At 44.0% G+C, this 22,465-nt stretch carries 21 protein-coding genes and 2 other annotated features; of the genes, 18 read left to right on the top strand and 3 right to left on the bottom strand.

What is annotated here, in order from left to right; all coding sequences use genetic code 11:
• Positions 1-13 precede the first annotated feature (13 nt).
• The 8 genes from ACYQ03_RS00965 to ACYQ03_RS00930 all read left to right on the top strand — a co-directional run bounded on the left by ACYQ03_RS00965 (position 14) and on the right by ACYQ03_RS00930 (position 7,167).
• A complete protein-coding gene (locus ACYQ03_RS00965; RefSeq protein ID WP_459906986.1) occupies positions 14-844 on the top strand; it encodes an energy-coupling factor transporter ATPase in 831 nt (276 codons plus the stop codon).
• On the top strand, positions 832-1,695 hold the full coding sequence (locus ACYQ03_RS00960; protein ID WP_459906985.1) for an energy-coupling factor transporter ATPase: 864 nt from the start codon (positions 832-834) through the stop codon (positions 1,693-1,695). Before ACYQ03_RS00965 ends, ACYQ03_RS00960 begins: the two co-directional genes overlap by 13 nt.
• Positions 1,696-1,986: 291 nt before the next feature.
• Complete coding sequence (locus tag ACYQ03_RS00955; RefSeq protein ID WP_459906984.1) at positions 1,987-2,790, top strand: energy-coupling factor transporter transmembrane component T family protein; 804 nt, start codon at positions 1,987-1,989, stop codon at positions 2,788-2,790.
• Positions 2,791-2,847: 57 nt separating this feature from the next.
• Complete coding sequence (truA, locus tag ACYQ03_RS00950; protein WP_459906983.1) at positions 2,848-3,591, top strand: tRNA pseudouridine(38-40) synthase TruA; 744 nt, start codon at positions 2,848-2,850, stop codon at positions 3,589-3,591.
• Positions 3,592-3,843: 252 nt separating this feature from the next.
• Positions 3,844-4,275, top strand: coding sequence for a 50S ribosomal protein L13 (rplM, locus tag ACYQ03_RS00945; protein WP_459906981.1), 432 nt, complete (start codon positions 3,844-3,846; stop codon positions 4,273-4,275).
• Between the two features lie 33 nt (positions 4,276-4,308).
• Positions 4,309-4,701 carry a 30S ribosomal protein S9 gene (gene rpsI, locus ACYQ03_RS00940; protein WP_459906980.1) on the top strand — a complete coding sequence of 131 codons (393 nt, stop codon included), beginning with the start codon at positions 4,309-4,311 and terminating at the stop codon, positions 4,699-4,701.
• 264 nt (positions 4,702-4,965) lie between these two features.
• Complete coding sequence (locus ACYQ03_RS00935; protein WP_459906979.1) at positions 4,966-5,781, top strand: N-acetylmuramoyl-L-alanine amidase family protein; 816 nt, start codon at positions 4,966-4,968, stop codon at positions 5,779-5,781.
• A gap of 219 nt (positions 5,782-6,000) precedes the next feature.
• Positions 6,001-7,167 (top strand): aminotransferase class V-fold PLP-dependent enzyme, encoded by a 1,167-nt coding sequence (locus ACYQ03_RS00930; protein ID WP_459906977.1) that lies wholly within the window; start codon positions 6,001-6,003, stop codon positions 7,165-7,167.
• A 107-nt stretch (positions 7,168-7,274) separates the two neighbouring features.
• Here ACYQ03_RS00930 and ACYQ03_RS00925 read toward each other — a convergent pair whose 3' ends face one another.
• Complete coding sequence (locus tag ACYQ03_RS00925; protein ID WP_459906976.1) at positions 7,275-7,538, bottom strand: EscU/YscU/HrcU family type III secretion system export apparatus switch protein; 264 nt, start codon at positions 7,536-7,538, stop codon at positions 7,275-7,277.
• A gap of 2 nt (positions 7,539-7,540) precedes the next feature.
• Positions 7,541-8,128, bottom strand: coding sequence for a flagellar hook-length control protein FliK (gene fliK / locus ACYQ03_RS00920; protein ID WP_459906974.1), 588 nt, complete (start codon positions 8,126-8,128; stop codon positions 7,541-7,543).
• A 218-nt stretch (positions 8,129-8,346) separates the two neighbouring features.
• Between fliK and amrA the strand changes: the two genes are divergently transcribed.
• Positions 8,347-9,750 carry an AmmeMemoRadiSam system protein A gene (gene amrA / locus ACYQ03_RS00915; protein WP_459906973.1) on the top strand — a complete coding sequence of 468 codons (1,404 nt, stop codon included), beginning with the start codon at positions 8,347-8,349 and terminating at the stop codon, positions 9,748-9,750.
• Between the two features lie 29 nt (positions 9,751-9,779).
• Positions 9,780-10,640: an AmmeMemoRadiSam system radical SAM enzyme gene (gene amrS / locus ACYQ03_RS00910; protein ID WP_459906971.1), complete on the top strand. Its 861-nt coding sequence runs from the start codon at positions 9,780-9,782 to the stop codon at positions 10,638-10,640.
• 77 nt (positions 10,641-10,717) lie between these two features.
• Here amrS and ACYQ03_RS00905 read toward each other — a convergent pair whose 3' ends face one another.
• Entirely contained in the window at positions 10,718-11,176 is a 459-nt protein-coding gene (locus ACYQ03_RS00905) for a hypothetical protein (protein ID WP_459906969.1), read from the bottom strand.
• A 228-nt stretch (positions 11,177-11,404) separates the two neighbouring features.
• Here ACYQ03_RS00905 and argC point away from each other — a divergent pair, with 228 nt between their 5' ends.
• From argC to ilvD, 8 genes are all read left to right on the top strand, one after another.
• On the top strand, positions 11,405-12,445 hold the full coding sequence (gene argC / locus ACYQ03_RS00900; protein ID WP_459906967.1) for an N-acetyl-gamma-glutamyl-phosphate reductase: 1,041 nt from the start codon (positions 11,405-11,407) through the stop codon (positions 12,443-12,445).
• Positions 12,446-12,457: 12 nt separating this feature from the next.
• Positions 12,458-13,678 carry a bifunctional glutamate N-acetyltransferase/amino-acid acetyltransferase ArgJ gene (gene argJ / locus ACYQ03_RS00895; protein ID WP_459906966.1) on the top strand — a complete coding sequence of 407 codons (1,221 nt, stop codon included), beginning with the start codon at positions 12,458-12,460 and terminating at the stop codon, positions 13,676-13,678.
• 53 nt (positions 13,679-13,731) lie between these two features.
• Positions 13,732-14,595: an acetylglutamate kinase gene (argB, locus tag ACYQ03_RS00890; RefSeq protein ID WP_459906964.1), complete on the top strand. Its 864-nt coding sequence runs from the start codon at positions 13,732-13,734 to the stop codon at positions 14,593-14,595.
• Positions 14,596-14,610: 15 nt separating this feature from the next.
• Positions 14,611-15,804 carry an acetylornithine transaminase gene (locus ACYQ03_RS00885; protein WP_459906962.1) on the top strand — a complete coding sequence of 398 codons (1,194 nt, stop codon included), beginning with the start codon at positions 14,611-14,613 and terminating at the stop codon, positions 15,802-15,804.
• A gap of 200 nt (positions 15,805-16,004) precedes the next feature.
• Complete coding sequence (gene argF, locus ACYQ03_RS00880; protein WP_459906960.1) at positions 16,005-16,952, top strand: ornithine carbamoyltransferase; 948 nt, start codon at positions 16,005-16,007, stop codon at positions 16,950-16,952.
• Between the two features lie 161 nt (positions 16,953-17,113).
• Positions 17,114-18,319 (top strand): argininosuccinate synthase, encoded by a 1,206-nt coding sequence (locus tag ACYQ03_RS00875; protein WP_459906958.1) that lies wholly within the window; start codon positions 17,114-17,116, stop codon positions 18,317-18,319.
• A gap of 226 nt (positions 18,320-18,545) precedes the next feature.
• The gene (gene argH / locus ACYQ03_RS00870) at positions 18,546-19,922 is read left to right on the top strand and encodes an argininosuccinate lyase (RefSeq protein ID WP_459906956.1); all 1,377 of its coding nucleotides are present in this window, start codon (positions 18,546-18,548) and stop codon (positions 19,920-19,922) included.
• A gap of 178 nt (positions 19,923-20,100) precedes the next feature.
• Positions 20,101-20,353: a binding site (T-box leader), on the top strand.
• Positions 20,354-20,473: 120 nt separating this feature from the next.
• Positions 20,474-20,721, top strand: a binding site (T-box leader).
• 59 nt (positions 20,722-20,780) lie between these two features.
• The gene (ilvD, locus tag ACYQ03_RS00865) at positions 20,781-22,445 is read left to right on the top strand and encodes a dihydroxy-acid dehydratase (RefSeq protein WP_459906954.1); all 1,665 of its coding nucleotides are present in this window, start codon (positions 20,781-20,783) and stop codon (positions 22,443-22,445) included.
• Positions 22,446-22,465: the final 20 nt, after the last annotated feature.

The following is a 22,465-nucleotide window of genomic DNA, read 5'->3' as shown; positions in this document are numbered from 1 at the left end:
GCTGTGAGGCCTTATGAGAAATCCTATAATATCGATTGAGAATATTTATTATCGATATCCAGAGGCAAGTACTGCCTATACTCTGGAGAATATCAGTATAGAGCTATATCCAGGTGAAATGATTGCTATACTAGGACCTAATGGTTCCGGAAAGTCTACATTGGCCAGACTATTAAATGGTTTGTTAATACCAACAAAGGGAAAAGTAATTGTTGATGGGTTAGTAACCAGTGATGAAAAAAGTATTTGGGAGATCAGGCGAAAAGTAGGCATGGTATTTCAGAACCCGGATAACCAACTGGTGGCTGCTCTGGTGCAAGAAGAACTTGCCTTTGGCCTGGAGAATATAGGACTTCCGCCAGTAGAGATGAAAAAACGTATAAATGAAATTAGTGAAAGAATGGAATTATCCCATTTGTTGGATTTTCCTCCTCACAGGCTTTCTGGCGGGCAAAAACAAAGAGTAGCCATTGCCTCAGTACTTGCCCTGGAACCAGAGGTGTTGGTCTTGGATGAACCGACTTCGATGTTAGACCCTGGGGGTAGAAAAAGAGTTCTTTGGGAATTACATAGATTAAGACAGATGAATAAAACTCTTTTGCTAGTTACCCATGATATGTCAGAAGCAGTAATGGCAGATAGAATTATAGTGATGGAAAAAGGGAAACTAGCCCTAGAGGGAGATCCAAAAGAATGTTTTGCTAATATTGAACTGCTGGCTAATATAGGATTAGAACTCCCCCCGGCTGCGGAGCTAGCTAAAAGGATAAAACAAAAGGGTCTGGTTGTTCCTAATGTTCCTTTGGGTGTAAAGGATTGGGTAGAATATTTATGTCTCCAATAATTGAAATCAACAAATTTAACGTTACCTATGCTCCAAAAACTCCTATGGAACGGCAGGCCCTATGCGATGTGAGTCTTTCAGTTCTAGAGGGAGAGTTTAGGGCTATCATTGGTTCCCAGGGATCAGGCAAATCCACGCTACTACAGGCTATGGCAGGGCTAATTGCAGGAACAGGCAAAATAAGCATAGCAGGCATAGATTTGGCCGATAAGAAAAATCGTACTCACCTTTGGCGTCAAGTGGGCATAGTTTTTCAATACCCGGAAAAACAACTGTTTGAGGACACAGTTTGGAACGATGTAGCCTATGGTCCCCAAAATCTTGGCTTGGATCAAACAGAAGTTGACCGCAGGGTAAAAGCGGCATTGGATAAAGTAAGGCTAGAAGAAGAATATTTTCAAATATCACCCTTTAAGCTTAGTGGTGGACAACAACGTAGGGTAGCCATAGCGGGTATCTTAGCTATGGAACCTAAAATATTATTGCTGGATGAGCCAACAGCCAGCCTAGACCCCCGGGGAAGGAAACAATTAATGAATATGTTTTCTAACTTGTGTAGAAAAGAAAGAATAACCATTGTGTTGGTCACCCATGATATGGAAGAAGTAGCTCATCGAGCAGACCGAGTCACGGTTTTGCAGCGGGGGAAGGTAGTTATGGAGGGTACACCTAAGGAAGTGTTTTGCCAGGGGGAAAAACTAGAGGCCATGGGCCTTGGAGTTCCCTTCGCAACGGAACTTGCCACGTCTCTAAGGGCTAAGGGGTTATCCAGCAAAGAAATGACTACCCTTAAAGAGGCTGAACAGGAAGTGGGGAAGATATTGAAGTCCATGGGTCGTTTTAGCTGTTAACCATTAGCTATTAGTCACAGACGTCAGCCCTCAGCTTAAGGCCTTAGAAGAGAGCCATGGGCGTGAGCATGAGCCATGAGCCTTGGGCTTTTTGTGCTTGTTTTTCTTAGGGGGTCTTTAACTTATGACTCACAGCACCATCAGAAGATGAAAAACTATGGAGCAACCAGAGAACGGGCGACCAGAGGTCGGCCCCTACAAGACTAAGGCCCACGGCTCATGGCCCATGGCCGTTATGCTAAAAGCTAAAGACTAACAGCTAACGACTAAGAAGAGGAAAGGAAGAACGATTTGTCCCTTTTTTCAAACATCACGGTTGGCCAGTATTATCCCGGAGATTCTATAATGCACCGGATGGATCCTAGGGCTAAACTGTTAGCCATGCCGCTCATTATGGCAGCAGTACTGCTAGCTAATCAATCGCTGAGTTATATTGCAGGGGCTACTCCTGTACTATTGGCCTTGGTACTAGCTAAGGTACCGCTTTCAGCTTTCCTGCGAGGCATGAAATTCCTGTGGTTGATCCTTATAATTAGCTTGATCCTACAGTCTATATCCTATCCTGGAGAAACATTATGGCAGTGGAGCATTTTTACAGTAAGCCGTGAGGGTTTTTTCTTAGGGTTAAGACTAATTTACCGTTTAAGCCTACTTATTCTATCTACTATGCTTATTACCATGACCACAACACCAGTGAATCTTACGGGAGCCATGGAAAAACTTCTCCACCCCTTTAAGACCATTGGGTTACCAGTTCATGAATTAGCAATGATGCTAACCATAGCCCTTAGATTTATTCCCACATTGTTGGAGGAAGCTGAGATTATCATGAAGGCTCAACAATCCAGGGGAGGTAGTATTGCTACAGGAAACCTTGGACAAAGATTAAAGGCCTCTGTGGCCTTACTAGTCCCTCTGCTGGCTAGTTCCCTTAGGAGAGCAGACGAGTTGGCTGTGGCAATGGATGCTCGCTGTTATAGGGGAGATCAAGGTCGTACAAGTCTAAAGCAGTATCGATATAAGCCGTTTGATTTTCTGATACTGCTGCTAGTGTTTGCTGCACTGGTTACGGTAAGCTTTGACCGTTGGACCTAATCTATGGGGGTCAGACCCCTGAAATATTTGTCGATTTTAGGTCGATGGAGGAACTAAATGAAGAATATCAAATTAACCGTGGCCTATGATGGTACAAATTATCACGGTTTCCAGGAGCAACGGGGAACTGGATTGGCAACCATACAGGAAGTGTTGGAAAGCACCCTAAGTACCCTAGGAAAAAATTCAATTCAGGTCATAGGGGCTGGTCGTACCGATGCAGGAGTTCATGCCCAAGGTCAGGTTGTGAATTTTCGTAGTGATAAATGGCCAATTCCCATCGAAAAGATTCATTTAGCCATGAATGCCCTTTTGCCCCTGGATCTTAGAATTGTTAAGGCAGAGGAAGTAACAATGGACTTCCATGCCAGGTTTTCAGCCAGTGCAAAGACCTATCGCTACTCTATTTATAACCATAGAGTTCTCTCGCCCTTTCATCGACTATATTGCTACCATGAACCAAGGAAACTCGATGTGGAAGCCATGCGGAAGGGTGCACTGCACCTACTGGGAAGTCATGATTTCAAAAGTTTTCAAGCTCAGGGTACACCAGTAAAGGATACTATTAGAACAATCTTCCGAGCAGAAATTATTGAAGAATTACCGATCATTCATCTGTACGTTAGGGGAAATGGATTCCTATACAATATGGTTCGCATAATTACAGGCACATTAATTGGCCTTGGTATCGGAAAAATAAAGCCAGAGGATATGCCAGGGATTATCCAGGGCAAAAACCGTAAATTGGCAGGCTTTACAGCACCACCCCAGGGATTGTGTTTGATGGAAGTGGAGTATTAGGCTAATGATGCATTCCTTTTGGGTCTAGCCATTAGCAATAAGACAATATCCTTAGTATGTAGTTGAAGTTTTCACACAGCTAAAAGCTAAGGACTAATAGCTAAACAATGAAATACCTTCCATCGACAAAGTAATGTGCTTCCACTTGACAGTGGTATATGTTTGGATTAAAATACACTTATGTGTGGCCAGTTGCGATTCCCGCCCCGTTATCGTAAGCTGGCACAGGCTTTAAGGGAGGGTAACGGATAAATGAAGACTACGTTTATGGCCAAGCCAGCTGATGTACAGCGGAAGTGGTATGTCATAGATGCTGAGGGAAAGGCCCTTGGTCGTGTTGCAGTAGAAGCTGCCCGTATCCTGCGTGGCAAGCATACACCTATGTTTACACCCCACGTAGATACCGGAGACCATGTGGTTGTAATTAATGCTGATAAGGTAATCCTTACCGGTAAAAAATTGGATCAAAAAATGTACACCCGGCACAGTGGGTATCCTGGCGGTTTGAAACAAACTCCTTACCGCACCATGATGGATAAGCGCCCTGAGCTAATGGTGGAGAGAGCCATTAAAGGTATGCTACCTCATAACCGTTTAGGAGATCAGCAGTTTAAAAAGCTGAAGGTTTATGCAGGTAACGAGCATCCCCATCAGGCTCAACAGCCAGAAGTGTGGAACTTCTAATTTTTAAGATCTTTACCGGAAGGAGGAAATATTGTGGCTCAAGTACAGTTTTACGGAACAGGCCGTCGTAAAAATGCTGTGGCCAGAGTTTATCTGGTTCCCGGCGAAGGCAAGGTTTTAGTAAACAATAAAGAAGTATTAGACTATTTTGGTCGTAAAACTTTAGATATGGTTGTTCGTCAACCCTTAGAGTTAACCAATACTGCCGGACGTTTTGACGTAATTGTTAAGGTAATCGGTGGTGGTGTAAGCGGTCAAGCAGGTGCTGCAAGGCATGGTCTTGCTCGTGCTCTGGTACAAGCTGACCCCAATCTACGTTCTGTATTAAAACGTGCTGGTTTCTTAACCCGTGACCCTCGTATGAAAGAGCGTCGTAAATACGGTCTCAAGAAAGCACGTCGTGCTCCTCAGTTCTCCAAACGTTAATATCAGCGAAGCAAAGGAAGGCCTTGGGCCTTCCTTTTTAGCTATTATTAGCCCTTAGCTATTAGCAATTAGCTTCACACACTGTGAACGGTACCAGTAAGTTTGAAAATAAGATTTTTCAGCACAGTTGTTAAACAGTAATAGAAAGGCCTAAACTAAAGCTAAAAGCTAATGGATATTTGTACCTAAAAATATTCTATTTTCCAGTTTGCATGCATATCCTTTCTAAGTAAGATTACATGTTCAAAAAGGAGAGGGTATGCAGTGGCTTTGATTCGGGCCGTTAAAATAAAGAAGAGGTATTTATTAGGTTTAGCTATGTTTGGTGTCCTTGCCTTTCAGTTGGTTCAGATAGCCCTTGATAGGTGGGAAGAAAAAAATATAGCAGCTATGTCCTATGTATTGGCTAATAAAATTATCGTCGTAGATCCAGGACATGGGGGCAGGGACCCGGGAAAGATAGGTGTTAGTGGTGTTCCTGAAAAAGAGATAAATTTAGAAGTTTCAAAAAAACTAGCCACTGTATTAAGACAAATGGGAGCTACAGTGATTATGACACGGGAAACTGATGTAGATTTAAGTGATAGCTCGTCATCTGGTTGGAAAAGCAAAAAACAGCAGGATTTAACTAGGAGAACCGATATGGCCAATGAAAAAAATGCAGACTTATATATAAGTATTCACTGTAATGCCTACACAGGTCCAAGGGAACATGGGGCTCAGGTATTTTCGCAACCTGGCTCAGAAGATAGTAAAAGCTTAGCTGAATGCATTCAATCGGAAATGACAGGGTCACTAAAAAATACTACCCGAAAGGCCAAACAAGTAGATTATTTTGCCCTGCGAAAAACCAAAATGCCGGCAACCATTGTGGAGATCGGTTTTATTACAAACCACAAAGAAGAAGAGTTGCTTAGGGATCCCCTCTATCAAAGTAGGGTAGCTTGGAGTATTGCAGCAGGAATAATCAAATATTATTCCGACAAAGTATCAAGTGATCAGCAAAATACTGATGACTACAACAAAGAAATAATAAAAACTTTTCAGCAACAACCGGGTCATCACATTCCAGCACCATAAAGTCAGGGTGACTTAAAAATATTTGCCCCAAAAGAGACCTAGCGAAACAAAAACTCGTTACGTCTCTTTTTTGTTTTGAGCGAAAAGGAACAGTTAATTTAGTCACTGGAGAATAAAAAAATACATATCATGGAACAGTAAATAGGCATTGGTTTTTAGCAAGATAGTGCAGTTATGCTGCTCTGAGCCTTTGATCTTTTGCTTGAGGGGGGCAATATTATGGTGTACTTTGATTCAGCTGCAACGTCCTGGCCTAAGCCTCCGGAAGTGTGGCAGGCAATGCAACACTTCATTCAGGAAATAGGAGCCAGTCCTGGTCGTGCAGGACATAAACGGACCGTTATGGCAAATAAAATCGTAGATGAGACCCGGCAGCATTTAGCAGAGCTTTTTAACGTAGATAAACGGGAAAGAATAATCTTTACCTTAAATGCCACTGATAGTTTAAACCTAGCCATCAAGGGTTTACTAAAACCCGGAGAGCATGTTGTTACCAGTTCTATGGAACATAATTCAGTAACTAGGCCCCTTTATACATTGCGGGCCTACGGAGTTGAGGTTACAAAAATAAATTGTGATCAGCAAGGAAATATCGATGTTGAGGAAATTGAGCGGGCCATTAGACCCAATACCCGTGCCATTGTAATGACCCATGCCTCCAATGTAACTGGAACCATTATGCCGGTAGAAGAAGTAGGAAAAATTGCTGCCAAGTACAATTTGTATTTTATCCTGGATGCAGCTCAAACAGCAGGCCTATTAGATATTGATGTTAAGAGGTTTAATATTAGCATGCTTACTTTTCCAGGACATAAAAGCCTAATGGGTCCTCAGGGTACCGGAGGGATTTATATTCGGGAGGGGGTACCGTTACTTACACTGAGGGAAGGCGGTACCGGAAGTGGTTCAGAAACACCAACCCAACCAGAGATGATGCCTGAGAAATACGAAAGTGGTACCTTAAATGCAGTGGGTATTGCAGGCTTAGGGGCGGGTGTAAAATATATACGTAAAGTTGGTCTGGCCAAGATACGAGAACACGAAATGTCCTTAACAAAAAAATTTCTCGAAATGGCTAAAGAGATCGGGGGACTCCACATATACGGGCATCCTAATGTGGATAACAGGGTCCCAGTAGTATCCTTTAGAATAGATGGTTATAAGGCAGGACAGGTGGGAGATAGACTGGATAAAGAGTACGATATCGCCTGCCGTGCTGGTCTGCACTGTGCCCCCGATGCCCACCATACCTTGGGGTCCTTTGATGAGAAGCTCGTTCGTTTTAGTTTTTCATATTTTAATAAACCTGATGAAGTTGATTATGCAATAAATGCCCTTAGGAAAATAGCATCGCAAATTCCTGCTCAGACTTTACCTGCTAGGTGATTAAAATAACAATATCTTTAAATAACCAAACCGACCTCACTGAAATGCACTCCACTCAAATGTTAGACAAATCTAGCATTTGGGTGTGCACTTCGATGGGGTCGGTTTTATTTTTTATCCAAGGTCATTACGTGGGCTAAAATCTTTGCTACCGCTTCATACAGCTCTGGAGGTATTTCAGTCCCTATGCCCAGTTCTGTAAGGGTACGAGCTAAGGTTTCATCCCGGTAAAGTGGAATATTGTGATCTTTAGCAAGCCTCTCAATGGCTGTGGCCATATCACCCTTTCCTATGGCAACTACCCTAGGGGCCTGATCCTCACCATGCTGATAACGTAGGGCGGCGGCCACCCGTTCTTTCTTTTTTTTCATGATTACACCTGCACATTTAATAAAGAAAAGGTTTCAGTGGCAGAAAAATCTGGATCAATATCAGCAATGCCTCTAATACCAGTCTGTATCCGACAAGACACAATGACATTTTGGTAACCTGTTTCCACTAGAGATTTTTGTAACTCTAAGGAATTGTTCCGAAATACTTCAGCCGTAGTATTGCTTTCTGTAATGCACTGTACTGATAATAAACCCGGTTGAGTAGATAGGGAAAACCATAAAGAGCCCAAAGTATCTGTATTAACATGAAAAATCAACTTAGATTGGCCATTGGCGTCAGACTTAGTTGCTAGATCTTTAATCTTTAGATAAAAACGGGCATTCTCATAGTGAGAACTACGCAATGGTAGAGGTACGTAGGATAATTGATCCTGACGGTCTGAGACGTTAGTGGGTTCTGTTGGTTTAGATTCTGAAGAACGATTAACTTTAACAGTTTGTTTAGCTTCAGCAAGGATGCTTTCGTCCATAGTAAAGGGTTTTTGCTGTGCTTTATCAACCTGTTTTCCAGGAGTTATTCTCATGTTCTCAGAAGCCTTAAACAGGGTGGACATGATTCGATCTATCATAAAACCCCCCCTTTTATATACAGTAGGTTCGACACAGTTAATTTTTCTTCCTTCCGGTCAGAATGAAAAGGCAGGATTTTAACATTTTCACCCGAACTTTTACCCGGGGTGATTTTCTGGGCTTACATAAAAATATCCATTTTACGTAAAAATAGCGATAAAAATAACTGAACATATAAACGTTATTAAAATATATCCTATGCTAGGGAGGGATTCCTATGCCTGTTGTATTTTGTGGTATTATGCCTCATCCCCCCATTGCTTTACCTGAAGTGGGAGGGGAAGAATCTAATATCATCCGGTCTACCCGTGCAGCGATGCTAGAACTGGGAAGATTAATAAAAGAAAGTGGAGCAGAGACACTGGTGATGATATCACCACACGCCACCGTTTTTGGTGATGCCATTGCTGTCAATGCCATGCCTCAAACAAAGGGAGACTTTGGAGCCTTTGGGGCAGCTCAGGTATCGTTAGACTTTCAATATGATAAGGAATTGGGTAGTGAAATAGGCTGGCAGGCTGAAGAATTAGGTTTGCCTGTGGTTGAAGTGGATCAAAAACTTTCCCATAAACTAGGTATAACTTTAGCATTGGACCATGGTTTTATGGTACCTCTTTATTTCCTAGCAAAGGCAGAGGTTCACCTACCCTTAGTCCCCTGTTCAATGGGGGTTTTTTCTTCGGAAAAATTATATAGCTTTGGCGTAGCTGTAAAAAAAGCTGCTGAAGTTAATCAGACCAAGGTAGCGGTGATTGCCAGTGGTGATTTATCTCACCGTCTGACCCCAGAAGCACCGGCAGGTTACGATGAAAAAGGCAAAGAGTTTGACCAGGCTATAGTCTCATTGATTAAAGCTATGGATGTATATGGTCTGTTAAGTCTGGAGGAAGATTTGTGTGAGCGGGCTGGGGAATGCGGTCTAAGGCCAATTACTATGATGTTGGGGGCCTTAGACGGTTTAGCATGTAAAAGCGGGGTTTTATCCTACGAAGGGCCCTTTGGGGTTGGTTATATGGTGGCATCTTTGGTACCCACTGGGCCTGACTCTACAAGGGGAATATTATCAATCCTGCAGCAAGAACGTAAGCAGAAACTTGCTTCGATGCGGCACCAGGAGAGCTACTTAGTACAGGTGGCCCGGCAAAGCCTGGAAAGCTACATTAAGGAGCAATGGAAGGACCCGGCCAGTTATGACATACCGAAGGAATTTGCCGGAGCAGCAGGAGCCTTTGTGTCCCTTAAAAAGGATGGGAACTTGAGGGGTTGCATTGGTACCATGGGCCCCACCAGGAAAAACATTGTCCAGGAAGTAGCCTACAATGCTGTCAGTGCAGGAACCCAAGACCCTCGGTTTTACCCCGTTCGTTTAGATGAACTGGATGAATTAAATGTATCGGTAGATGTTTTAATGCCCCCAGAGGCCATCAATGGTTTGAATCAATTAGATGTGAAGAAATATGGCGTGATAGTGCGAAAGAACTCAAAAAGTGGCTTACTTCTACCTGATTTGGAAGGGGTGGATACTCCTCAGCAACAGGTGGCCATTGCCAAACAGAAGGCTGGTATCGGACCGGAAGAAGAGGTAGAGTTAGAAAGATTTGAGGTTATTCGATATAGCTAAGAAAGAGTAAAGTGGGAGTGCTTTAACATATGCAAGAAGCAATGTTTTATCACCAAAAAGAAGATGGGTTACTTTTTTGTGAATTATGTCCCAAAGGGTGCAGCATACGGGAAGGTCATAAAGGGTTCTGCAGAGTAAGGGAAAATCAAAACGGGGTGTTATATACCCTAAACTATGGAAAAGTGTCATCCTATGCCCTGGATCCCATGGAAAAGAAACCACTTTATCATTTTTATCCCGGAACTCTTATTCTCTCCCTGGGCACTGTAGGTTGTAACTTAAGATGTGGTTTTTGTCAAAACTGGCAAATAGCCCAGGGAGACCCACATACCATCCACTTAGAACCCCCCGAAGCTGTGAAACTCGCCTTAGAACAACGGGAGAAAGGAATACCCTGCACAGGGCTTGCCTATACCTATTCAGAACCCTTTATGTGGTATGAATACGTTTATGATACCTCCCGCCTAGCCAGGGAAGCGGGTTTGAAAAATGTCATGGTTACCAACGGCTATGTAAGGGAAGAACCCCTAAAAAAGCTGCTTCCTTATATCGATGCCATGAACATTGATGTTAAGGGTTTTACAGATGACTACTACCGTGAGAATTGTGTAGGCCAACTGGAACCTGTTAAAAGAACAGTAGAAATTGCCCATAAAGAATGCCATATAGAATTAACAACTCTACTGGTACCGGGATTAAATGATTCTCCTGACGAGATTAAAGAACTGGTGGATTGGGTGGCTAATTTAAACCCGGGAATTCCGGTACACTTTTCGCGCTACTTTCCTAACTACAAATTTAACTTACCACCAACTCCTCTAAAGACAATGCAACAAGCCTATGATATAGCAAAAAAGAAATTGAAGTATGTGCATCTGGGGAATGTTTAATATAGCCTTGGACCATGACCCTTGGGCCTTGGTGCATGTTTTATGCTCAAGGGTCTTTGCCCATGGTCCATGACTGATTAGTCTATGATTTCTGGGCTGTAGTAGGAGGGTAGTAGAAACTCAGCATACTCGGCCCATTTTGCACCGTGTGGTTTTTCCTTCGGATATTTCACCGCAACTATGATTTGGCATAGGTCATCAAGGAAGGTGTTAATCATATCCACCACAGGGATGCGGGAGGTATCCGGGAAAATAAAATAGGATATTCGAAGGATTTCACCATTATCTTGGTTAACTTGGTAGCTTATTAAAGACTGTGACATAAGATTTTCATCAATCCCTACCTCCATTTGGTCGATGAGACATTGCATTGTCCATTGGTCGGTGGTAGTTAATAACTCCTCCGATACAAGGTACTCAATTCCCTTGGTGAAAATTTCCTGGATAATTTTCCGGTCATAAATCAGACTGTTTTCGGCTTCGCCTTGGAAAACAATTGGGCCAAGTTTCTCGTGGCCGAAGGTTAATGTTTGCAACTGAAGACCCTCCTGTTGTTTTACTTTTTTTACAAGATTATTTTACAGTAAATAATCATTTTCTAGCCAGTAAATTTTAAGGACAAGCTGGACCCCAAGTGACCTAAAAAATAATGTATAAAGGGTATTGTATTTTATGCAACCAAATGTATAATTATAAATATGATTGTATAAAAATCTAAATTATATATATTATAAATACTTGCCTAAATATAGGAGGAAACAAATATGATCAAGGTCGGAGTGGTGGGTGCTACTGGTTATGCAGGTGCAGAGCTTGTAAGATTACTTTCACGCCATCCACAGGTTAAGTTGACTATGCTTACTTCCCAAACCTATGCGGGAAAGCAAATGTGGGAAGTATTTCCCCATTTGTATGGTATTGTTGATAATATCCTGGAGGATTTAAATATTTCGGAGCTAGTTTCTCGTTGTGATGTGATTTTCACAGCACTACCCCATGGGCATGCCATGCCTTTGGCTCTGGAAGCAATAGCAAAGGGGAAAAAGTTTATTGACCTGGGAGCAGATTTTCGGATCAAAGAAGTAGAGGTATATCAGTCTTGGTACAAAACTGAGCATACAGCACAACAGTTATTAACTTCTGCAGTTTATGGGCTGCCGGAATTATATCGGAACCAAATTAGGGAAAGCTCGATTATTGGCAACCCGGGTTGTTACCCAACCAGTATTATTTTGGGTTTAGCGCCCCTGCTTACCAATAAGCTGATTGATACAGAAACAGTTATCATCGATGCAAAATCCGGTGTATCAGGTGCAGGCCGAGGTTTAAGTCTAAAAACACATTATTCGGAGACTACTAATAACTTTCAAGCCTATGGAGTGGCTACCCACAGGCATACACCAGAAATTGAACAAGAACTTTCCCAATTAGCCGGGAATCACGTTACAGTTAGTTTTACGCCTCATCTTACACCAATGATTCGTGGAATTCTTAGCACAATTTATGCAAAACTAACCAAGCACATAACCACAGAGGAACTTACAGAGGTATATAGTCAGTTCTATCGGGGAGAACGATTTGTTCGGGTGCTACCGGTAGGTATGTACCCGGCAACTAAGTCAGTGGCAGGAACCAATCACTGCGATATTTCCGTGACAGTGGATCCCCGGACAAAGCGGGTGATTGTTTTATCCGCCATTGATAACTTGATAAAGGGTGCTGCCGGTCAGGCCGTACAGAATCTTAATGTAATGTATAATCTACCAGAAGAAACAGCCTTGGATTTTGCAGGGATGTATCCATAGGAGGAAGAGAGAATGACAGAAGCTGTTAACTTAAAAGAGATAGACGGTGGAGTTACAACTGCTAAGGGCTTTTTAGCCAGTGGTGTGATTGCTGGTTTAAAAAAGGATGAAAAGTTAGATCTGGCTTTGATTTATTCCGAGGTGCCAGCAAGTGTAGCTGGTGTCTATACCACCAACAGAGTGAAGGCTGCTCCCCTAGAGTTAACCCGACAAAGGGTAGCTGGTGGCACAGGGCAGGCTGTAATTATCAATGCAGGCAATGCCAATGCTTGCACTGGCGAGCGGGGTATGCCTGATGCCCTAGAAATGTCCCGGTCCATTGCTGTAGGCCTAGATATACCTGAAGATTATGTGCTGGTAGCATCCACAGGTGTTATTGGCGTACCCCTGCCAGTAGATAAAGTTGTCAAGGCAGTACCACAGATGGTTTCTGCACTCAGTAAAGAAGGCCATGGGTTGGCCTGCCAAGCGATTATGACAACTGATCTAATCCCCAAGGAGCATGCCATTCAGATACCCATGGGAGAAAAGGTTATCACCATAGGCGGTATGGCCAAGGGATCTGGTATGATTCACCCCAATATGGCAACAATGTTATGTTTTATCACCACCGATGCTGTCATTGGCAGTGAAGTACTGCAAATTGCCCTGAAAAGAGCTGTGGATCATTCCTTTAATATGATTACAGTAGATGGTGATACCAGCACCAATGATATGGTTCTAACACTGGCTAATGGCCAGGCGGGTAATTCGGAAATTCAGATGGATTCAAAGGATTTTGAGCTTTTTTATCAAGGACTATTAAATGTTTGTACGACTTTGGCTAAAAAAATAGCCCGGGATGGTGAAGGTGCTACCCGTTTAATTGAGATAAAGGTCACTGGTGCCCCCACTTTGCATGACGCTAGACTTGCGGCCCGTTCTGTGGCTGGTTCCAACCTATTTAAAGCAGCGGTCTTTGGAAAAGATGCCAATTGGGGTCGCATACTCTGTGCCTTAGGATATTCCGGTGCAAATTTTGAACCAACCCAAACAGATATTTTTCTGGGGGAAGTTCTGGTATCGAAGGATGGGGGAGCGGTACCCTTTGATGAGGAATTAGCTGCCCAAATGCTTGGGCAGGATCCTGTTACGGTCTCAGTAAATCTGAAATCCGGCAATTATTCAGCCACAGCCTGGGGCTGTGACTTAACCTATGACTACGTCAGGATAAATGGGAGTTATCGCACCTAATTTGCGATGGCTAAACCGTTAGGTCACGGAAGTTTGGAGAAGGAGAGTTTATAATGTTAAGTGCACTGGAGAAGGCTAGTATTCTGGTGGAGGCTTTACCCTATATAAAAAAGTTTTATGGTAAGACTGTGGTCATTAAGTACGGCGGTCATGCCATGATAAATGCAGAATTGAAACAGGCTGTGATTACAGATCTGGTTCTTATGAAGTTTGTTGGTATTAACCCGGTGGTAGTGCATGGTGGTGGGCCAGAAATTACCGGTATGTTAAAAAGATTGGGTATAGAATCTCATTTTATCAGTGGACTCAGGGTCACGGATGCACCCACCATGGAAGTTGTGGAAATGGTGCTGGGTAAGCTAAACAAAGAAATTGTTGCCCTTATTAATCGCACTGGCGGCCGTGGTATTGGTTTGTCTGGCAAGGATGCTAACTTGATGCTGGCAAGTAAAAAATATAGTAGCGATCAACAGGACATTGGTTTTGTGGGTGAAGTGACGGGAATCAATCCTCAACTGTTGGAAACTGTTATTCAAGAGGGTTATATTCCGGTTGTATCCCCCGTAGGTGTAGGTAGTGATGGGGAGACCTATAATATAAATGCCGATACTGCAGCCAGTGCCATTGCCACAACACTAAAGGCGGATAAATTGATCATCCTTACGGATGTTGAGGGGATTTTAGAGGATCGTGAGAATAAGGAATCTTTAATCTCCACTGTTAAACTGGGAGACGTAAAGACCTTAATTGAGAGGGGTATTATCCAAGGCGGCATGATACCCAAAGTAGAATGTTGCATGAATGCCATTGAAAGCGGAGTGTCCACCACACACATTCTGGATGGCCGGGTACCCCATTCCATCCTGCTAGAGATATTTACTGATAAAGGGGTCGGGACCATGGTGGTTGCTGATTAAAAAAGAGGTGTTAAGATGAATAATCAAGAAATAATGGCAATGGGTCAGCAATATGTGATGAATACCTACGGACGTTTGCCCATGGCCCTGGTAAAGGGTAAGGGGGCATGGGTTTGGGATGCAGAGGGTCGTCAATATTTAGACTTTGTTAGTGGCATTGCGGTTAATTCCTTAGGACATACCCACCCGAGGGTAGTAGAAGCCATTAACAAGCAGGCCCAGACCTTATTGCATTGCTCAAACCTTTACTGGATTGAGTCTCAAGTAAAATTAGCCAAACTCTTGGTGGAAAATTCTTGTGCGGATAAAGCTTTTTTCTGTAATAGTGGTGCCGAGGCCAACGAGGGAGCAATTAAACTAGCAAGGAAATATGCCAAGCAGCACTATGGCCCAGAGAAGTATGAGATTATTACTGCTACCAATTCCTTTCACGGTCGTACTCTGGCAACCATTACTGCCACAGGTCAGACCAAATATCAAAAGGGGTTTGAGCCTCTACCACAAGGATTTACTTATGTTCCCTTTAATGATCTAAATGCTTTAGAGCAGGCCCTAGGGCCTCACACTTGTGCTGTGATGCTAGAACCAGTACAGGGGGAAGGTGGCGTTATTCCAGCGGACCCTTCTTACCTTATGGGAGTCAAAAGGCTCTGTGAGGAAAAGGGATTACTCTTGATCTTTGATGAAGTCCAGTCTGGTTTAGGGCGTACAGGGAAATTCTTAGCCTATCAACATTACGGGGTAGAACCAGACATTATGACCCTAGCTAAGGCACTGGGGGGAGGCTTTCCCATTGGGGCCATGTTGGCCAAAGACCATGTGGCCAAGGTTTTTCAGCCAGGCGACCATGCTAGCACCTTTGGGGGTAACCCCTTAGCTTCCAGTGCAGCTTTGGCAGCAATGGAAACTTTGCTTCAAGAAGGAGTGCTGGAAAACGCCCAAGCAATTGGAGATTATTTTAAAGATAAATTGAGTAGTTTAAAGAACAAATTTTCCTATGTAAAAGAAGTTCGGGGATTGGGACTAATACTTGGCGTGGAACTAACCATAGAAGGCAAAGATATTGTTGCCCGGTGCCTGGAGCAGGGACTGTTAATCAATTGCACCAACGTCAATGTACTGCGCTTCCTGCCTCCTTTGATCATCAATAGGGATGAGGTTGATCAGGCCCTTGATATACTAATAGGAGCTATGGGAACTAGCCTTTAGCTGTTAGTTATTAGCTATTAGCCACTAGATCAAAGACAAAAAACAAAGGCTAACGGCTAAAAGCTAAAAACCATAATGAACCTAGTCGCCTGGCTCTTGCCGCAGCAAAAACCTGCAAACTTAGCTAACGTTACAAGCGAGCAAGTGCCTGTCACCGTTGGGCAGCCAACGACTAAATGCTAAAATGTGAGGTTATAAGTATGGAAAAGATAAGTAGTTTATTAAAGGGCAGGGATCTTCTTACCCTGCATGACTATACTGCTGATGAAGTTAGCTTGATTTTACAGGAAGCCAAGAAAATAAAGGCCATGCAAAAGGCCGGCATCCCTCATCCTTACCTACAGGGTAAAACCTTGGCTATGATTTTTCAGAAAAGCTCTACCCGTACCAGGGTTAGCTTTGAGGTAGGGATGTACCAACTGGGTGGTTATCCGCTATTCCTGAGTCCCAAGGATATTCAAATGGGCCGTGGGGAGTCTGTGGCAGATACAGCCCGGGTATTGTCACGTATGGTTGACGGTATTATGATCCGTACCTACGCCCAGAGCGAAGTGGAGGAATTGGCCAAATATGCCGAGATACCGGTAATCAATGGGTTGACTGATTCAACGCACCCCTGCCAAATTTTAGCTGACCTTTTGACTATTGAAGAGCACAAAGGTACTCTAAAGGGGTTAAAATTGGCCTATGTTGGGGATGGCAATAACATCGCCCACTCATTGTTGTATGGTTGTGCTAAGGTAGGTATGGATATCGCCATAGCTTCGCCAGAGGGTTACCAACCTAATGCTAAAGTTGTACAATTGGCAATACAGGATGCCCAGTCCACTGGTGCAAAAATTGAAATAGGTACTGATCCGATAGCAGCCATGCAGGGGGCCGATGTGGTGATCACCGATGTCTGGGCCAGCATGGGCCAGGAAGCCGAGCAAAGGGAGAGGGAAAAGGCCTTTGCTGGCTATCAAGTAAACACTGAATTGTGCTCCTATGCCAAAGAAGATTTTATCTTTCTACATTGTTTACCGGCTCACCGGGGAGAAGAAGTTACAACAGATATTATAGATGGACCCCACTCAGTGGTTTGGGATGAGGCAGAAAACCGCCTACATGCTCAAAAAGCCGTCATGGCCCTGTTGATGCAGAAATAAGCCATTAGCTATTAGCCATTAGCCCTTAGTCTAACGAACTATAAGCTAAAAGCTAAAAGCTAAAAAGCGATGGTAATAAATGTTTATGTATCAGTAGGAATATAAAATAATATGTCGAAAACAATATGCAAAAAGCTTTTTTGAAAGGGGTCCTTTTGACAATGCCAAAGGTTGTATTGGCCTATTCTGGAGGTTTAGATACCTCTGTTATTATTGCCTGGTTGAAAGAAAACTATGGTTATGAAGTTATTGCTGTTACCGCAGACCTTGGACAAGGAGAGGAACTGGCTCCTTTGGAAGAAAAGGCCATTAAGAGCGGGGCAAGCAAGATATATATTGAAGATCTGCGCAAGGAATTTGTTGAAGATTACATCTGGCCAACCCTGAGGGCTGGGGCTATCTATGAGGGAAAATACTTGCTAGGTACTTCCTTTGCACGTCCGCTGATTGCTAAAAAGCTTGTGGAAATCGCTGAGAAGGAGGGAGCTGTGGCAGTTGCCCACGGTGCCACTGGCAAGGGTAACGATCAGGTTCGTTTTGAACTTGGTGTTAAAGCTTTGGCCCCACATTTGAAAGTAATTGCTCCCTGGCGGGAGTGGGATATCCGTTCTCGGGAGGATGCCATTGATTATGCAGAAGCAAGGGGCATTCCGGTACCTGTTACTAAGAAAAGCATTTACAGCCGGGATCGTAACATCTGGCACATCAGCCATGAGGGTGGAGAATTGGAGAGTCCAGCCAATGCGGCTTCCTATGATATGCTGATGCTCACAGTTCCCCCGGAAAATGCTCCGGAGCAGCCCACCTATGTGGAAATTGGCTTTGAAAAGGGCACTCCAGTTTCCCTCAATGGTGAACACCTGGATAGCATCAGCCTATTAGAAAAACTAAACGTTATCGGTGGGGCCAATGGTATTGGTATTGTCGACATGGTAGAAAACCGCTTGGTAGGTATGAAATCCCGGGGTGTTTATGAAACCCCAGGCGGAGCAATTTTGGTTTATGCTCATCGGGAGATGGAATTATTGACCCTGGACAGGGCTACCTTGCATTATAAAGAACAGCTTGCTCTTCGCTATGCGGAATTAGTTTACGATGGTGTTTGGTTTGCTCCCCTGCGGGAAGCTTTAGATGCCTTTGTGAACAGCACCCAACGTACAGTCAGTGGTACTGTTAAGTTAAAACTATATAAAGGCAATATTATGCCAGCGGGAAGCACTTCTCCCTATTCCCTATATGATGAAGAACTTTCTACCTTTGGTCGAGATGAAGTGTACAACCAGGCTGACGCCGAGGGCTTTATTAATCTCTTTGGTCTACCCCTAAAGGTAAGGGCACTGATGGAGAAAAAAGCAGGATTGAGGTAATAGCCATCAGCTTTTAGCTGGTGACCATGGGCCATGGACTGTCCCTTTTGCCATAAAATTTTTAGTACATGGATAAGATACAATTTAAAGAATATATATCCCGGAAGTCACAGCCTAACCCCAAAGCATACATGCAAAAAGCTGAAAGCTGACGGCTGAAGGCTGATGGCTAAGAAATATAGATGACCCATGGCTCAAGGCCAATACAGAAGAGGAGCGAAAAAGCATGAAACTTTGGGGTGGTCGTTTCCAAAAAACTACCGATAGTTTAGTGGAGGATTTTCATTCCTCCATTTCTTTTGATCAAAGACTATACAAGCAGGATATCCGGGGTAGTATAGCCCACGCCACCATGTTGGGTAAGGTGGGAGTTATATCCGTAGAAGAAGCAAAACAAATTGTCCTTGGTTTGAACCAGATTTTAGATGAAATTGAGCAAGGCAAAGTGGAGTTTGATGTAGCTGCTGAAGACATCCATATGAATGTAGAGCAGCTCCTAACGGCTAAAATTGGAGCGGTGGGTAAAAAACTGCACACTGCACGCAGCCGGAATGACCAAGTGGCTGTGGATATACGGATGTACCTGAAAGATGAAATTATGGAAATCCAGGCTCTTTTGAAAGAACTGGTGGAAACATTATTAGGTCTGGCAGAACAACACACCCATACGGTAATGCCTGGTTATACCCACATGCAACGGGCTCAACCCATAACCTTGGCCCATCATCTGATGGCATATGCCCAGATGTTTATACGGGATATAGAAAGGCTTACGGATTGTTATAAACGTACCGATGTGATGCCGTTGGGTTCTGGAGCTCTGGCAGGTACTACCTTCCCCCTGGATCGGGAATACACGGCAGAGTTATTGGGCTTTGCCCAGGTAAGTGATAACACTCTAGATGCTGTCAGTGACAGAGATTTTGCGGTGGAATTTTGTGCCGATGCATCTTTAATTATGATGCACCTCAGTCGTTTCTGCGAAGAGGTTATTCTCTGGGCCACCGGTGAGTTTGCCTTTATCGATTTGGATGATGCTTACAGTACGGGATCCAGTATTATGCCCCAAAAGAAAAACCCAGATGTAGCTGAACTGATACGAGGTAAAACTGGTCGCGTTTATGGCAACTTGATGGGTTTATTAACCATGCTTAAAGGTTTGCCCATGGCTTATAACAAGGATATGCAGGAGGACAAGGAGGCCCTTTTTAATGCTATAGATACAGTTAAAGGCTGCCTATTAGTCTTCCGCCCCATGATTGCCACCATGTCGATACGTAAAGAGAACATGGCCAAAGCCGCTCGTGGAGGTTTTACTAATGCTACCGATGTTGCCGACTATCTGGCCAAAAAAGGAGTACCCTTCCGGGAGGCCCATGAAATTGTCGGTAAAGCCGTATTTTATTGTCTGCAGCAAGAAAAGTCTTTGGAAGAATTAACGCTTGATGAATATAAACAGTTGTCTCCGGTTTTCGAAGAAGATATCTATGCTGCTATAGGGGTAGAATACTGTGCTGCTGCCCGTAAAGTGCGAGGAGGCCCGGCACCGGAGGCAGTTAAGCAGGCCATAACAAGAACCAGAGAAAGACTGGGTAGTCTTTAGCCATTAGTCATTAGTTGTTAGCCATTAGCAATTATTTGGGCATGTATGGATTCAATGGTTATCTTTGTAGCCATCAGCCCACGGCCCTAATACTAACAGCTAAAAGCTAAAGCTACTGGCTAAAAATCTTCTTGACAGAAACATGGTTAAAAAATATACTATAAATGTACTTCAAATGTGAACAGCTTTGATAGGGATTGGGAGTTTGAAACAGGGCTGCAGAGAGCCGGGAAAGGTGAAAGCCGGTGCCAATGTCAGATTAACTTATCACCCTGGAGCTGCCTCCCCGAAAACCTTTGGTTAGTAGGTGGGGCCGGGTTAAAGAACCCGTTACCAAATCTGCACAACTCAGAATATTGTGACTATGTGCAAAGTGGCTCTATTGAGCAATCAGGGTGGTACCGCGGAAGGCTTAACCTCTCGTCCCTGGCATAATGCCAGAGAACGAGGGGTTTTTTAGTTTACGTACACCTTGATGAAATCAACCCGATTTTCAGAAATTATTTCTTGACAGTTGTCAGCTAAGTAATTATACTTTTAGTAATTTATATTTAATAGCTGAGATCGGGACAACAGTTTGAAACAAGGCCAAAGAGAGCCGGAGTTGGTGGAAGCCGGTGCCTATGACATACTGTGCTCACCCAGGAGCTGCCCCTGTGAAAGGTTTACGAGTAATTGGGGCCGGGATAATAAACCCGTTAGTAAAGTCGCACGTTACAGTTGATCTGTATTGTTGCATGAGTGGCTCGTAAGAGCAATCAGGGTGGTACCGCGGAAGGTTTAACCTCTCGTCCCTGGCGTTGATGCCAGAGATCGAGGGGTTTTTATTTTTTCAATACTCACCGGGAGGTAAATGTTATGCGCAGTGATACGATGAAAAAGGGTTTGGAAAGGGCACCGCACCGTAGTTTGTTTCGGGCCTTGGGCATGATAGATGAAGAGATATCCCGTCCCATGATCGGGGTGGTCAATTCCTTTAACGAGATTGTTCCGGGCCATATGCATTTGCGGGATATTGCAGAGGCTGCCAAAGCTGGTATTCGAATGGCTGGTGGTACACCTATAGAATTTCCAGTGATTGCTGTTTGTGATGGCATTGCTATGGGGCATCCGGGCATGAGATATTCCCTCGCTAGCCGTGAAATTATTGCAGACTCCATAGAGATTATGGCCCAAGCCCATCCCTTTGACGGTCTGGTCTTAATACCCAACTGCGATAAGGTAGTTCCCGGTATGTTAATGGCAGCGGCTAGACTTAATATACCAGCCATTGTAGTAAGTGGCGGACCCATGATGGCTGGCAGGTTTCAAGATAAGGATGTTTCCTTGAGTCAAATGTTTGAAGCTGTTGGGGCCGTTGTAACTAACCGTATGACCCAGGAAGAATTGGCAGAACTAGAAGACAATGCTTGTCCTGGCTGCGGCTCCTGCTCCGGTATGTTTACTGCCAACAGTATGAATTGTTTAACGGAAGCCCTTGGTATGGCCTTACCTGGCAATGGTACTTTCCCGGCGATCTCTGCAGCCCGGAGACGACTGGCCAAGGCAGCGGGTATGAGGGCAGTGGCTCTGGTCAAGGAAGATTTAAAACCCAGAGATATACTGACCATGGAGAACTTCCGAAATGGTTTGGCTGTGGATATGGCCTTAGGTTGTTCTACCAATACCGTTTTACACTTACCGGCCATTGCCAATGAAGCAGGTATTACTTTGGACTTAGACTTGATAAATGAAATCAGCGAAAAAACTCCCCACTTGTGTAAACTTAGCCCGGCGGGAGAACATCATATACAAGATCTCTATGCTGCTGGAGGAATTCAGGCAGTAATGAAAGAATTAAATCATAATGATCTGATTAATCTGAACATTATGACCGTCAGCGGCTTGACAGTTGAACAATTATTAGAACAAGCCAAGGTGAAGGATCGCAATGTTATCCGTAGTGTCAAGGAACCCTATAGTGCTATCGGTGGCCTAGCCATCCTGAGGGGGAATTTGGCACCGGATGGAGCTGTGGTAAAGAGGGCTGCTGTGGCACCAGAGATGTTAAAGCATACTGGTCCCGCCAGAGTCTTTGATGGAGAGGAAGCTGCCAATGCAGCCATTACCGGTGGCAAAATAAAGCCAGGTGATGTTGTGGTTATTCGTTATGAAGGGCCCAAGGGAGGGCCTGGTATGAGAGAAATGCTAGGACCCACATCAGTACTGGCTGGTATGGGATTAGATAAAGAAGTGGCTCTTTTAACAGATGGTCGTTTTTCTGGAGCTTCACGGGGTGCTTCCATCGGGCATATCTCCCCGGAAGCAGCGGAAGGGGGTCTTATCGCCGTCATACAAGACGGGGATATTGTGGAAATTGACATCCCCAATTATCGACTGGAAGTACAACTAGATCAGGAAGAAATCAAGCGTAGGATGTCAGAGTGGCAGGTACCTCAGCCAAAAGTAAACCAGGGCTATCTAGCCCGATATGCCGAGAAGGTTTCCTCCGCCGGAAAAGGGGCGGTGTTGAATAGAGTATAAACGAGGACGAACTGGAGGTT

Source organism: Desulfotomaculum defluvii (assembly GCF_054657375.1).
The sequence above is the reverse complement of the archived record's forward strand: the minus strand, read 5'-3'. Positions and strand labels throughout refer to the sequence as shown.